This window comes from Shimia sediminis (genome assembly GCF_003990645.1).
In the GTDB taxonomy this organism is placed as follows: domain Bacteria; phylum Pseudomonadota; class Alphaproteobacteria; order Rhodobacterales; family Rhodobacteraceae; genus Shimia; species Shimia sediminis.
Genome location: NZ_RYZK01000002.1, coordinates 646,003 through 659,574, shown reverse-complemented (window position 1 = coordinate 659,574; position 13,572 = coordinate 646,003). Strand labels below are relative to the sequence as shown.

Here is a 13,572-nt window from a genome sequence, read left to right as displayed (position 1 = left end):
ATCTCTCTAAAAGTAACCTCTGACCAGACTTCCTGCGATCAAGCTCCAGCCATCAGCAATGACAAAAAAGGCCAGCTTGAAGGGCAGTGATACAATTGCCGGAGGTACCATCATCATACCCATCGACATCAGTATGGCGGCCACAACCAGATCAATGATCAAGAAAGGCAGAAACACCAGGAACCCGATCTGAAACGCACGGGCAATCTCCGAAAGAAGAAAGCTGGGAATAAGCACGGACAGGGGAGCCTCTGGGCTGATGTGGGATACAGCCCCTTCCGGGCGAAGCGCGGCCATCGAATGGAATGTGTCGGGATCTACGCGAGACGTCATAAATACGCGGAAAGGCTCTAAAGTGCGTGGGAAAGCCTCTTCCACGGTCAACGTTTCATTCAAGAGAGGGGAGATTCCGTTTTCCCAAGCGGTCGTAAAAACAGGCTCCATGACAAAGTAGCTGAGAAACAGAGCAAGGCTAACAATCAGCAGGTTTGGGGGTGATTGTTGAAGCCCAATCGCCTGCCGCAAAATGGACAGAACCGTAACGATGAAAGGGAAACACGTGATCATGATCGCCAGACCAGGTGCCAGGCTGAGCAAAGTAATCAGCACAAAAAGCTGGATACCCCGTGCGGTCAGGGAATTTTCTCCATCGCCCAGAGAAAGTGACATTTCCTGAGCGAACCCTGTGTTGGGCAGGGCAAAGCATATCAGCGCCACCCCAAGTATCGTCCATAGGCGTGACATTACAATCCGCTGGGAAATTCGGCGATTTCGGTCAGTCGAACAGCCAGTTGACCGTTTTTGCTCTCACCAAGTTCTTCGAGTTCGCCACGTGCAATCAGACGATCGCCGACATACAGCTCAACCGGATCGTCGACCTTTTTATCAAGCGAGAGAATTGCGTTTTCACCAAGCTCCAGAAGCTCTCCGATCAGCGGTCGGGCGCGGCCTACTGATACGATGACTTCAATGGGCACGTTGGTGAATGGGTTATCTCGGGTTGGGGTTTCGGACTCAGCCATTGACCACCTCTCTTTGGGATTGATGAACGAACCCGGCCAGCGCCTGAGACAGGTTTTGGACGACGTCTTCAACATCGATTTGGCGCTCAATAACACCAAACCTTATTTGGCATTGGCCCTTGGCCACTTGTGAATCTGCAAGAACAGTAACGGGAAATGTCAGGTACTCGGGCAGCAAGGCTTGCACAGCCGGCTCATCACCTGGAGAGACGCGTATCTCGACGTCTGCGGGGTCTTGTTCATTTGCAAGCTCAGTAAGCTGCTCGACAATCTGTAGCCCAAGCGCCTCATGAGCCAGCGGTGGGATCGCCTTGGTGACGATTTGTTCCAGAATGGGTGCGATGTCTGCCAACATTGCCGCACGCGCTTCGTGAAAGGTAAAAGACATGTCCTGAAGATTGCGCGCAAGATCCGACGAAACGCTTGTCAGTTCGTCGGTTTTGGCGCGAATAGCGTCCTCCCATCCGGCCTTGTACCCCTGCTCGAATGCTTCAAGCATGTCTCTGCTTTGCGCTTCCGCCGGAGTTTCATTTTGTGCTTCCAGCACCGGCGCAAAGTCTTCCAACAAGTGATGAATCGACATCAGGTCGCCTCCTTTCGATCTTCCAGCCAGCTGCGCAGGATATCGACCGTTTCGTCCTGACGTTCGATAATCAACGCCCGAAGACGGTCTACGGGATCCGTAAGATCCGGCGTGTTTGAAGGATCAACTGGCAAGGCGGTAACTGTGTTGTCCTGATTGAGCAAAGGCGTCTCTGGATCGATTTCACCATCAATCGGAATCGTGGGTGGGTCGGCTGCCAGACCCGCCCGCGAGATCTGCGCAGCCGAGGGTAAAGTCGGAGGGCGTAGAAGCAATGGCTTGACGACAAAAAGTCCAAGAACAATAGCGACCACGGCCAAAACGCCAAGCTGCAGGAGGGACATCAGATTGAGGCTGAGATTCGACCAAAACGACGGCGCAAAGGCTGTTCCAGCGGGATTGATGGCTTCAAACGGCATCGATTTGAGCGTTACCACATCTCCTCTATCGGAGCTGAAACCGATGGCTGACTGTACAAGCTCGCGCAGCTCGGCAAGCTCGTCTTCTGCCCTTGGCTGCGTCTCCGAAGTCCCTTCAGGTCCAACAGTTTGAGTCGCGTTAACCAGAACGGCCACGGTAATTCTCTTGATTGCCCCGGGTTCGCGGGTAATTTCCCTCTGGGTTTCCGAAACTTCGTAATTCACCCTTTCGCGGGTTTCGCTGTCTTCGTTTGAAGAATCGGCACCTGCATTGGCTTCGCCGTCGGGTAGGTTCGATGCCACGGTTACGCTGCCGCCCGTTCCGCGCGAGCTTGTGCTGCGTTCCTCTGTGTCGGTGCTGATCGCGACGCGCCCCTTTGGGTCAAACACGCGTTCGACGATGGATTCACTTTCTGTGACCGGCTCAATCGTCAGTTCAACAACCGCGTTTCCGCGCCCGACACGAGCCTCGAGTAGTCGCGTAACACTTTCACGCAACTCCGTACTGCGATCAGAGGCGGTCGAACTGGCATTGGGGTCTTCGCCTGCACCAACCAGACCAGATGTTCCGTCTATGACGGTCACATCATCCGGAGACATTCCCGCGACGGCCGAGGCCACAAGGTATCGAAATGCACGCGCCTGAGCACCCGAAACCGTGCCCACCATTGACGTTACAGTGACTGAAGCCGTGGCTTGGCCCGTTGGTAGAAAGGGATTGCTGCTGGTCTGAGCAATATGAACCCGTGCGGACAAAATGTTTCTGCTTCCCACAATTGTGCGGGCCAGCTCGCCCTCTTTTGCGCGCCAATAGGCCGCGTCAAACATCTGCGAGGTGGTTCCAAATCCCGACAAGGAATCCAGCAGCTCGTATCCTCGCGTCGTGTTGGCGGGCAGACCTTCGCTGGCCAAAGTCATACGCAATTCGTCTCGAGAGGAGTGTTCGACGTAAATCGCCCCACCGCGGACCTCATATACAACGCCTTTTTGTTCGAGTGCCCGGACGACTTCTCCGGCTTGCCCGTTTTCAAGGCCGCTATAGAGCAACGACATGCTGGGCGTCGCCGCCAGCCTGGCCATGGCCAGAACCGACCCAAAGACAGCTAGGGCGGCCGTTATCAGAATCACTTTGCGCCGGAGCTCAAGCGATGCCCAAAGATCCAAAAGCTGTTTCACACGTGCCCTCCTGGTCGTTCGACATTCTGCCGAGCGTTGGACTCATCTTTCGTCTATCAGCCTTAACAATCGGTTAGTCCCTGTCGGTTAATTTCGCGGAGCAAGTGTGAAACCGGATGAGATCAACATGGGTGAAAACGAAACGTCAGAGGACATCCCAAAGAGGCGCTCGCGAGTTCCGTTGATCCTGGGGCTGGCCCTTGCGCTGATTGGGGCCGGGGGCGGCTTTTTTGCCGTATACTCCGGGCTGATTTTCGCCAGTGAGTCGCCAAAAGAGCAAACAGAAGACGGGAAAATCTCGGCAATGCCGGATGACACCCCGGCCTTTGTTAAGATCGATCCGATTATCGTTTCGCTACCACAAGGCGCAAATGCCCGCCTGGTTCGGTTTTCCGCACAGCTAGAAGTGAATCCGGATTATCAGAGAGAGGTTGAAACTCTGGTGCCGCGTGTCGTTGACGTGCTCAACGGGTACCTCCGAGCGGTCGAACCGTCGGATCTGGAAAAACCTTCGGCGCTTGTCATCCTGCGGGCACAGCTTTTGCGGCGGATACAGATCGTAACGGGGCACGACCGTGTGCGCGATTTGTTGATAATGGAATTCGTTCTGACGTGAAGGGATCGGAAATGGAGTTGATTGCAGACATCTTGTTGGTGGCCGGTGCGATTGGGGCGGCAATCTATTGCTTTGTTCTCGCGCGACGCCTTGCCCGATTTAACGATCTGGAATCCGGAATGGGAGGGGCAGTTGCGGTTCTGTCCGCCCAAGTTGATGATCTGACCAAAACACTGGAGATCGCTCAAACCTCGGCGGGAAGCTCTGCGCAGACGCTCACGGACCTTACGAACCGTGCTGAAGCGGTTGCCAAACGGCTCGAGCTATTGGTTGCATCCATGCATGACATTCCGGATCAGCCGATGCCGCGGCGGCAGGTTCCCACTGATGAAACTGTTTTCGTGCGCCATCCCCGAGATGAGGCAGGAGCAGCCTGATGCCGCGACAAAAGAGGCCGAGATCCATCCGCGGAAGCCTGCTGATTGTGGCCGGTTTCCTAATTGCATCTGCCCTTGTGCGCATCGGAAGTGAAGCGGGTCAGGTTCTTGCAAAAGAGACCCCTTTCGGCCAAGAAACCCTGTCTACGGCCGAGTCTGAGCAGATTTGCGAGCCTGCGCCTGACCTGCGTGCCATGATGGCCGTGTTCAAAGAGCGCGAAGATCGTATTGAGACCCGCGAGCGGGAGATCATTGATCGGGCAAGGGCGTTGGAGATAACCGGCGAAGAAGTCCAACTCCGCTTGCAAGAGTTGGCCGCCGCCGAAAACGAACTGCGCGCGTTGATTTCCATCGCAGAGACAGCTGCCGAGGATGACCTCAGCAGGCTCACAAATGTTTATGAATCGATGAAACCGAAAGAGGCTGCTGCCTTGTTCGAGCAAATGGACCCCGAATTTGCCGCAGGGTTCCTGGGCCGCATGAGTCCCGAAGCCGCTGCCGGCGTCATGGCAGGCCTTCCTCCACAAGTTGCCTATACCGTCAGTGTCGTTCTGGCAGGTCGAAATGCCAACGCGCCGAAAGAATAGCCGCGGCTCACAAAAACTTAAGGACTGGCTGCGATATTCGTCGTGGAAATCTACGACAGGAGACAGATCGTGATTGGACTCATCGGCATCGTCACGATTTTTGTGATGGTTTTTGGGGGCTATCTGGCTGCGGGGGGTAAGCTGGCGATCATCCTCAAGGCTCTGCCGTTTGAGCTTGCCATGATTGGTGGTGCAGCGGTTGGGTCTTTTTTGATCGCCAACGACATGACCATCGTCAAACACACAGCAAAAGACATTGGCAAAGTGTTCAAAGGCCCCAAGTGGCTGCCAGAAGACTACAGAGATCTTTTGTGCCTGCTGTTCGAGCTTATCCGATTGGCCCGGCAGAACCCCGTAGCCGTCGAAGAGCATATAGAAGCACCTGACCAATCTTCGATCTTCGGTAAGTATCCAAAAATTCAAGGGGACAGTGAGGCTGTTGCGCTCATAGCCGACACAATGCGGTCCGCGTCAATGAACTATGATGATCCCCATCAGGTTGAAGAAGTTCTTGAAAAACGGATGGAAGCGAACCTGCACCATGCGCTCCATACCAGTCATGCGTTGCAAACGGTTGCTGATGGGTTGCCTGCGCTGGGAATCGTTGCCGCCGTGCTTGGGGTGATCAAAACAATGGGCTCAATCGACCAACCTCCTGAAATACTTGGTAAAATGATTGGCGGTGCTCTTGTTGGAACATTCCTCGGGGTTTTTCTTGCTTATGGTCTTGTTGGTCCGTTTGCGACCAAGGTTAAGGCCGTGGTTGAGGAAGACAGCCACTTCTATCAGCTTATCCGAGAGGTTCTTGTCGCGAACCTGCACAATCACGCGACCAATATCTGTATCGAAGTTGGCCGGCAGAACACACCTTCCCACTGTCGACCGGATTTTGCGGATCTGGAGGAAGCACTCAAAGAGCTCAAGAAAGAGGCTGCTTGATGGTTCGACTCCTGATTATCTGTCTTGTCCTTTGTCCCGCAGCCCTGCTGGCGGACATAGTGCCCGTCCGGTCGGGTGAGCACGCGACGTTTACGCGCCTGGTCTTAACGCTACCCGCAGCCACAACAGAGTGGGAGATGTCATCGTCCGAAAATGCACCCAAACTTCGAATCACGGGTGAGGACCTGACATTCGACATTTCCACTGTCTTTGAACGAATCCCACGCACCAGATTGCGTGCGCTTCGAATAGAACCCACTGGCCTGATCATGGAGTTGAACTGCGACTGCACAACCCGCGCGTTCAAGTTTGCAGAAAGATCGGTCGTTGTTGATATTCTGGACCCAGTTCAACAAGACCCAGACCTGGCGGGTGACGCCAGGGATCCTGCCATTGCGGAAATGGCGGAGATTACAACCTTGCGGGTGAAAGATGCCGTTAGGGAAGACCTGCAGAAAGCCTACACAGCGTTTGAGCCTCATTTTGAACGGCGACCGGATAATGACGTTATGGCTGCAAAATTGGAGGCTCAGCTTGAACAGGCGATCCCGCAAAAAAAGCAGTCAACCGCAACTTCTGAGCCTTCATATCCAGATGTTGATGGCGTGGGCGGTTCGCATGATGCCGAAACGACAGAAACTGATCCGCAATCTCTGCCCAAGAACCTAGAGCTACATACTGCAAGCGGCCTTGATGAAATGCTCAAGGAGGACCTGCAGGGGCTTGAGGCGCGATCACAAAGCCACTGTATCGCGAATCAGATTGTGTCGCTGGATGATTGGGCGAACGCGGGGCCAGCCCTTGCGCGGGTTAGCGGGTTACGGCGCAGTTTAATGGGAGAGTTCGATGAAATCGACACGCCATCAGCAATCGAACTGGCACGAACCTACACCTTTCTGACGTTTGGCGCAGAAGCACGAGATGTCTTGCGTTTGGTTCCTGAAGATGACGAAGTGAAGGCATTGAAGAGACTTTCTCATCTGATGGAAGGCAACCCTCTTCCGGCGCAGGCCCTGTTTGAAACCCAGCGTGGGTGTTCCGATTGGCATACGTTCTGGGGTGTCCTGAGTGGAGCACGTGACACCCTGACAGAGCCAGAGATCGGGCTTGCGCTTCGCCTGTTGGGTGGTCTTCCGGATCATCTCAGACGTGAACTGGGGCCTGTCCTCGCAGAGAGATTGGTTGACGCGGATCGTGCGAACGCTGCCAAGCAGGCCCTGGCGGCCGTTGATCGAATTACAATAGACCCGGAATCCGCCACCTCTTTGGCGCGTGCGAAAGTCGAGATCGATCAGAAGGAATTCACCTCTGCAAAAGAGGTTCTGGTGTCGGTTTTGACCGACGGATCCGCAGCGTCTCCGCAAGCCCTAACCGAATTGGTCGACTTGCACTTTGATCAGTCCTTGGTGCCGTCCGAAGATCTTGTTTCTCTTGTGACTGCCTACGCCGTCGAACATCGCCGAACAGCCTATGGCCCGGATCTTCGCCGTGCCAGCGCCTTGGCCCGCGTTCTTTCGGGTGATTTTGACGTTGGTTTCGCTCAGGTAAATGAAATCAAATCGCGCGATGGTGCGGAACAGGCAGCAATGGTGCGAAATGAGCTGGTTAGTGTTTTACTTCAGGCCAACGATGATTTTGAGGTGGTCCGAGCCACCGTTCTACACGATCTTTCCTCCAGTTTGCCGCCGGATCTTCAATTCGCGATGGCCGAGAGGCTTTTGAACGCTGGATTTGTAGACTTGGCCAAGAATAGCATGGCATCTGGAGCCGATATCATAAGCCCTGAAACAAGAATTCTTCGTGCGCGTTTGGCTCTGGAAAATGGCCTGCCAAAACGCGCACAAGCTGAGTTGCTGGGATTAAAGGGTGCGGATGTACAAGCTCTGCGCGCGCGCGCTTTGGCCCTAAGTGGAGACGTGAATGAGGCGGCGAGTGCTTATCTTGATGCCGGATCGAACCAGGATGCTGAACGCATGGCTTGGCTGGCCGGGGATTGGCAGACGCTGGCGGCGTCTGCAGACGAGTCCTACCGAAAAGTAGCGCGTTTGCGGCTTTCAAACTCCCCGGAGTCGACTGATAAGACCTCAAAGGAAGAACAGGTTCTTGCCCGTCATCAAACGCTTCTGGCGGAGAGTGTCGCGCTTCGAAATCTGGCAGGGGATCTCCTTGCCAAGCATCCAGTGGGTGACTTCAAAGATCTGCACTAACCAAGATTACCAAATCTCAACGAATGCCGCGTAGGACTTGAACAGAAGCAAAGCAGAAAGCTTGTTCATGATCCGATACTTGATACGCGGCGCACGAAGTGTCCGACGGAAGACTCCGACCAGAAACGGCGGTTATCTCTTTTCGGCATTTTGGGCACTTCTGGCTCTGGCCTGTACCTCGTCAAATGCTGAGATTGCTCCAGAAAATGAATGTGATTTGGCAGCGCAAACTGCCTCGATGCGTTGGGGCATTCCTGCTGATGTTCTTTGGGCGCTCACGAGAACGGAGACCGGTCGCAACAGGGCAGGAAAACTGCAGCCTTGGCCATGGACGGTGAATGTTGAAGGTCAGGGACGCTGGTTTGCAACACGCGACGAATCGCAAGCATTTGCCTATCAACAGTACAAGCTTGGCAAACGTAGCTTTGACCTGGGATGCTTCCAAATCAACTACAAGTGGCACGGGCAAAAGTTTACCTCTCTTGAGTCAATGCTCGACCCACAGGCAAACGCTGATTACGCTGCTTCGTTCCTTCAAACACTCTATTCCGAGTTCGGAAATTGGTCAGAGGCAGTTGCCGCCTTTCATTCGCGAACACCCGAGTTTGCCGAGAAGTACCAGGCCCGGTATGAACGCATCTATGCCTCGCTGGATGGCAAGTCGCCATCAAGCCTGTCCACTCCCACCCAACAGCATGGACCGTCCCGCGCAAAGCAAAACAGTTTCCCGCTGTTAACGCAGCGCGCCACTAAAACATCGACACTTGGTTCGCTGGTTCCTGTCAAAGAACGATCTGCGGGGGGCCTCTGGTTCACAGTCGGAGACAGGTCGTGAACTTGGCTGGCATACGCTCATTGTTTTCGCCAACAATCCTGCTGGCTCTGGCTCTCATGGCGATCATCGTGATGATGATCTTGCCCATGCCATCCTGGGTTTTAGATGTGGGTCTTGCGGGATCGTTTGCCCTGGCAATTCTGATTTTCACAGTGATTCTGTTCATCGAGCGCCCGCTGGACTTTTCAGCCTTTCCAACAGTCCTTCTGGCGTCCCTGATGCTCCGGCTGTCGCTTAATGTTTCATCTACCAAACTGATCATTGGCCAAGGGCACACGGGTACTCACGCGGCGGGCAATGTCATCGAAGGATTTGCCAGCTTCGTCATGGGAGGCAGCGTATTTTTGGGGCTGGTGGTTTTTGGCGTGCTTCTGATCGTGAACTTCATGGTGATCACCAAAGGTGCGGCGCGCATGGCCGAGGTCAGCGCCAGGTTTGCACTGGATGGCATGCCAGGCAAACAACTGGCGATTGACAGCGATATGTCTGCGGGTGCAATCGATCACGCCGAAGCCAAAGCAAGACGGGAAACCGAGCAGCTTGAAACAACCTTTTTCGGCTCATTGGACGGGGCGTCAAAGTTCGTGAAGGGGGACGCCGTAGCAGGCCTCTTGATTACCATGATGAACTTGGTCATGGGGTTGATCATGGGCATCGTCGTTCACGGAATGCCCGCGGGCCAAGCGTTTGAAACTTATGCAATTTTGACGGTTGGGGATGGGTTGGTCACGCAAATTCCGGCCGTCATTATCTCGATCGCTTCTGCGTTGTTACTGGCACGCGGTGGCGCGCAGGGGTCAACCGATCTGGCCCTGGCTTCTCAATTGGGGGGGCACCCTGGTGCGCTTGCGACCGTCGCGGTCTTGATGGGGCTTTTTGCGCTGGTGCCCGGTTTGCCATTCTGGCCCTTTTTGCTAGGGGGTGCTGCTTTGGGTGGGGTGGCGTTCATGGCGGGGCGTACACCCTTGGCGGACGACACGCTGCAGGAACATGCAGAAGACATGTCTCTGCCGGAATCCCGCATCGGAGACGTTCTGGATCTGGATGAAATTCACGTCGAGTTTTCAACCGATCTGGTCAATATGGTTCTTGATCCGGGCGCAGGGCTGGAAGCGCGCATTGCCAACATGCGCACGCACATTGCCACAACTTTTGGCGTGGTGTTGCCAGAGATCAGGCTGACAGACAATCCGGCCCTGCAGCCAGAAACATACATTGTAAAAGTGCAAGGTGTTGAAACCGAACGAGCGCAGCTGAGAGCAAATCAGGTTTTGGCCCTTGTTCCATCGGGCAACACGCCTGACTTGCCTCCGGGCAAAGATGTGAATGAGCCCGTCTATGGCGCCCCGGCGCGCTGGATCGCGAAAGAGCATCAGGATCAGGCAGCTCTGTCCGGGGTCACAACCGTGACGGCAACCGAAGTGCTGGCAACGCATCTGTTGGAAACGATCAAACGCAATCTTGGGCGCTTGTTGAACCTAAAAGCTTTGCGGCGGCTGATGGACGAAATGACCAATCTCAGCGATGCAAACAAATCCGAGGCCAACCGGCGAATGCTCGACGAGCTTATCCCGGACAAAGTGCCTACAGAGTTATTGCATCGCGTTCTTAGGCTCCTTCTGGAAGAGCAGGTCTCTATCCGAAATCTTCCCCTGATACTCGAGGCAATTGTGGAAGGCCGCCAAAGCCAGTTGTCCGCAGAAGGCATTTGCGAGCACGTCAGGCAGCGCCTAGGGTTTCAGTTGGTGTCTGGAATGCGTCGAGACGACGGGACTATTCCGTTGGTCCAGCTCGCTCCGGAATGGGAAGAAACGTTTTCTACCTATCAGTTGGACGCTGACAAGGGCGGACTTGATGTTGCCTTGCCTCCGGACGTCTTTGGTCAGCTGGCCGGGTCCATAGCGGACCGGATGCGAGAAGCAGGAGATCAGGGCGTCTTTCCCGCCCTGGTAACGTCGACGCGGCGCAGAAGATTTCTCAGGACAGTCCTGAATGCCAAAGGCATTACCAACCCGGTCCTTAGCTTCGAAGAGATCGGTTTAGAAGCGCGCCCGGCACTTGTTGGGGTGGTGGCGGCATGATCCAGGCTGTTGAAACGCTCTTGGACTCTAGCGTTTCGCTTTGGTGGCAATGGTTTGCAGTGTTTCTCCGGGTCTCGGGTCTGGTGTCGTTTCTGCCCGCATTTGGAGAACAGACGGTGCCAATGCGCGTACGGCTGGCAGTCGCGGTTGCATTGTCTCTGGTTGTTTTTCCAGCAGCAGGTCAGCCCAACATAGATTTTTCCAATCTGTCCAGTGTAGCAGTGGGCGCGACGGCCGAGTTGCTAAATGGGGTCCTGCTGGGGCTGGGTCTCAGGATCTTGGTGATGGCGCTACAGACGGCTGGCGCAATTGCGGCACAAGCAACGTCTCTTTCGCAACTTTTGGGTGGCGCAAGCGCGGATCCGATGCCGGCCCTGGGTCAGGTTCTTGTGCTCGCCGGTTTGGCACTGGCAGTGACAACAGGCCTGCACGTGCGCGCGACGGTGTTTCTCGTGTCGTCATATGACATCCTTCCTGCGGGGCAATTTCCCTCTGCTTCGATCATCGGACAATGGGGCACCGTACAGGTTTCCCAAGCTTTCGCTCTGGCCTTTCAGCTGGCTGCACCGTTTGTGATTGCCTCGGTTCTCTACAATCTCACCCTTGGGGTCATAAACCGTGCGATGCCGCAGCTGATGGTTGCCTTTGTCGGCGCGCCTGTGATCACCGCGGCCGGATTGGTTTTATTGTTGTTGTCGTTTCCCATCATTTTGTCTTTGTGGCTCGAGGCGCTCCATATGCATTTGGACTATCCCTTTTCGGAGGGACGGTGATGGCACAAGAGCAGGGCCAGGACACTGAAAAGTCCCACGAGCCAACACCCAGAAAACTCGAACAGGCGCGTAAAAAAGGCCAGATCGCCAAGTCTGCCGACGTATCGGTGGCCGCATCCTATGCGGGCCTTTTATTGATCCTGAGTTTTTCAGCCGGAGCGCCAGTGATCAGGTTGGGCGAGCCGCTTGTGGTTCTGTTGGACCAGGCACCAGCGCTTTCTGACGAGCTGTTTTCAGGGCACCCCTCAAACTTGATGGGCGGAACCATCCTGTCCGTCGTCATGGCCTCGGCAGTTTGGTTTCTGGCACCAGCCGCGGCGGTGCTTCTGTCCCTGTTTGCCCAACGCGCCTTTGTTTTTGCGCCCAGTAAACTCGAGATGAAAGCCTCGCGCCTCAGTCCCGTGTCCAACGCAAAAAACAAATTCGGGCGATCTGGGTTGTTTGAGTTCGCAAAGAGCTTTTTCAAGCTTTTGATTTACTCGGTGTGCCTGGCGCTCTTTCTGAACGCAAGACTTGAGAATATTTTGGCTTCGGTCGGTACAGGGCCCATGCAGGTCGCAGGAGTGCTTGGCATTTTGGCGCTGCAGTTCTTGGGGATTGTGGTTTTGATCGCGTCTGTAATCGCGGCGGTCGACTACATGTGGCAGTGGTTTGAGTTTCGCAGGCAACAAATGATGACCCACAAAGAGTTGGTGGACGAAACCAAGGACTCCGAAGGTGATCCCCAGATGAAACAACAACGCCGACAAAAGGCGCAGCAAATTGCGATGTCTCAAATGATGGGAGCAGTTCCAAGTGCCGACGTGGTAATCGTCAACCCAACCCATTTCGCGGTCGCCCTGAAATGGAGCCGCGACCAGGGAACAGCGCCTGTTTGCGTTGCAAAAGGTGTAGATCACGTGGCCATGCAAATCCGAGAGCTTGCAGACAAGTCTTCGGTTCCAATTCACAGCGACCCCCCGACTGCCCGGGCGCTTTTTGCTACTGTTGAGATTGGTGAAGAGATCGCACCAGAGCAATACAAGGCAGTCGCCGCGGCCATCCGCTTTGCAGATTCGCTTCGCAAGAAAGCGCGTAAGTAGATGCAACGCCGGGAATTAGTTCGTCTTTCAAAAGCGATGGAAGCAGATTTCCTGTCAGCGCAAATGCGGTTTCGCCAAATCATTGCGGAAGAGAACCGCTTGCGTACGATGCTTCGCGATCTCGATTCGCAAGAAAGAGAGTCTCGCAGACAGCTTCACTCGGACGTCGGACTAAAATCCTTTGGTGGGGATATTGCTTGGTACCGTTGGGTTTCTTTGTCACGTGAAAGGCTGAACACCCAGCTTGCCAAAGTGCTTGCCAAAAAGTCCGAATCTGAAAGCGTTTTCCGCGAAAAGGGTGGCAAGTCCGCAGCCATAGACACGGTTTCCCAGAAACAACAAGAAAACGCACGTCGGCGCAGGGGCGTTTTGGAGTTACGGACGTTAGAAACGCTTCACATTCTGAAATCCAGAAGTCGCTAGATTTCTTGTCGTGCAATGTCAATTATCAGGACTTCGATCAGTTTGTCCCCGAGCGACAGCCTCGCCGTTTCAAACAAAGATTTCTTCAACAAATCCAGATTGCCGGATTGAGTGAACGCGCCATCGAAACCGCCGATGTTTGCGTGATCGAACATGGCTTGTAACAAAGCGTCGCGTAGTTTCGGCTCTTTTGAAAAGACGGCCTCTTTGTAACCCGCCAATACCTCGAGGCTGAGGGATACGAGAACCATTGACGCAACTTTGTCGTTCTTGATGATCGGCACCACAAATTGGTTGTTGAGTTTGACGAACTCATGCCCGGAAGTCTCGCCAGCTTTCTTGGCCGAAGGATCGGTCTTTTGTGGCATTGAGTCTTCAGAAGGGAAGGGGGCAGGTCGCAGGAAAATCCCCGCGCCCGCCCCGGCGCCAAGGCCGATCAGAAGCATCAATAT

15 protein-coding genes are annotated in these 13,572 nt (G+C 54.6%); 10 read left to right on the top strand and 5 right to left on the bottom strand.

The annotated features are described in order from the left end of the window. Nucleotides 1-6 precede the first annotated feature (6 nt). Genes fliP through fliF form a run of 4 tightly spaced genes read right to left on the bottom strand, consistent with a single transcriptional unit; the run spans nt 7 to nt 3,200 of the window. On the bottom strand, nt 7-744 hold the full coding sequence (gene fliP / locus EK369_RS07795; protein WP_127113179.1) for a flagellar type III secretion system pore protein FliP: 738 nt from the start codon (nt 742-744) through the stop codon (nt 7-9). Further along, the gene (locus tag EK369_RS07790) at nt 744-1,022 is read right to left on the bottom strand and encodes a FliM/FliN family flagellar motor switch protein (protein WP_127113177.1); all 279 of its coding nucleotides are present in this window, start codon (nt 1,020-1,022) and stop codon (nt 744-746) included. The genes fliP and EK369_RS07790 overlap by 1 nt, the downstream gene beginning before the upstream one ends. Further along, entirely contained in the window at nt 1,015-1,605 is a 591-nt protein-coding gene (locus EK369_RS07785) for a FliH/SctL family protein (protein WP_127113175.1), read from the bottom strand. Before EK369_RS07785 ends, EK369_RS07790 begins: the two co-directional genes overlap by 8 nt. Next, nucleotides 1,605-3,200: a flagellar basal-body MS-ring/collar protein FliF gene (gene fliF / locus EK369_RS07780; RefSeq protein WP_127113173.1), complete on the bottom strand. Its 1,596-nt coding sequence runs from the start codon at nt 3,198-3,200 to the stop codon at nt 1,605-1,607. The genes EK369_RS07785 and fliF overlap by 1 nt, the downstream gene beginning before the upstream one ends. Before the next feature lie 127 nt (nt 3,201-3,327). On the opposite strand from fliF, the gene EK369_RS07775 reads away from it, so the two are divergent. From EK369_RS07775 to EK369_RS07730, 10 genes are all read left to right on the top strand, one after another. Continuing rightward, nucleotides 3,328-3,816: a flagellar basal body-associated FliL family protein gene (locus EK369_RS07775; protein WP_127113171.1), complete on the top strand. Its 489-nt coding sequence runs from the start codon at nt 3,328-3,330 to the stop codon at nt 3,814-3,816. A gap of 11 nt (nt 3,817-3,827) precedes the next feature. Then, nucleotides 3,828-4,193 carry a hypothetical protein gene (locus EK369_RS07770; protein WP_127113169.1) on the top strand — a complete coding sequence of 122 codons (366 nt, stop codon included), beginning with the start codon at nt 3,828-3,830 and terminating at the stop codon, nt 4,191-4,193. Beyond that, complete coding sequence (locus tag EK369_RS07765) at nt 4,193-4,780, top strand: MotE family protein (protein WP_127113167.1); 588 nt, start codon at nt 4,193-4,195, stop codon at nt 4,778-4,780. The genes EK369_RS07770 and EK369_RS07765 overlap by 1 nt, the downstream gene beginning before the upstream one ends. Nucleotides 4,781-4,849: 69 nt before the next feature. Then, complete coding sequence (motA, locus tag EK369_RS07760) at nt 4,850-5,719, top strand: flagellar motor stator protein MotA (RefSeq protein ID WP_127113165.1); 870 nt, start codon at nt 4,850-4,852, stop codon at nt 5,717-5,719. 137 nt (nt 5,720-5,856) lie between these two features. Next, on the top strand, nt 5,857-7,926 hold the full coding sequence (locus EK369_RS07755) for a hypothetical protein (RefSeq protein WP_127113163.1): 2,070 nt from the start codon (nt 5,857-5,859) through the stop codon (nt 7,924-7,926). A 67-nt stretch (nt 7,927-7,993) separates the two neighbouring features. Continuing rightward, a complete protein-coding gene (locus tag EK369_RS07750; RefSeq protein ID WP_127113161.1) occupies nt 7,994-8,761 on the top strand; it encodes a lytic transglycosylase domain-containing protein in 768 nt (255 codons plus the stop codon). Nucleotides 8,762-8,817: 56 nt separating this feature from the next. Further along, nucleotides 8,818-10,842 carry a flagellar biosynthesis protein FlhA gene (flhA, locus tag EK369_RS07745; protein WP_127113304.1) on the top strand — a complete coding sequence of 675 codons (2,025 nt, stop codon included), beginning with the start codon at nt 8,818-8,820 and terminating at the stop codon, nt 10,840-10,842. Beyond that, nucleotides 10,839-11,615, top strand: a complete 777-nt coding sequence (locus EK369_RS07740) for a flagellar biosynthetic protein FliR (protein WP_127113159.1) — start codon at nt 10,839-10,841, stop codon at nt 11,613-11,615. The genes flhA and EK369_RS07740 overlap by 4 nt, the downstream gene beginning before the upstream one ends. Continuing rightward, nucleotides 11,615-12,697, top strand: coding sequence for an EscU/YscU/HrcU family type III secretion system export apparatus switch protein (locus EK369_RS07735; protein WP_127113157.1), 1,083 nt, complete (start codon nt 11,615-11,617; stop codon nt 12,695-12,697). Before EK369_RS07740 ends, EK369_RS07735 begins: the two co-directional genes overlap by 1 nt. Then, the gene (locus EK369_RS07730; protein WP_127113155.1) at nt 12,698-13,120 is read left to right on the top strand and encodes a hypothetical protein; all 423 of its coding nucleotides are present in this window, start codon (nt 12,698-12,700) and stop codon (nt 13,118-13,120) included. It begins immediately after the preceding gene. Here the strand turns inward: EK369_RS07730 and EK369_RS07725 are convergent. Continuing rightward, on the bottom strand, nt 13,117-13,566 hold the full coding sequence (locus EK369_RS07725; protein ID WP_235871360.1) for a flagellar basal body-associated FliL family protein: 450 nt from the start codon (nt 13,564-13,566) through the stop codon (nt 13,117-13,119). The two genes, EK369_RS07730 and EK369_RS07725, sit on opposite strands and share 4 nt — an antisense overlap. Nucleotides 13,567-13,572: the final 6 nt, after the last annotated feature.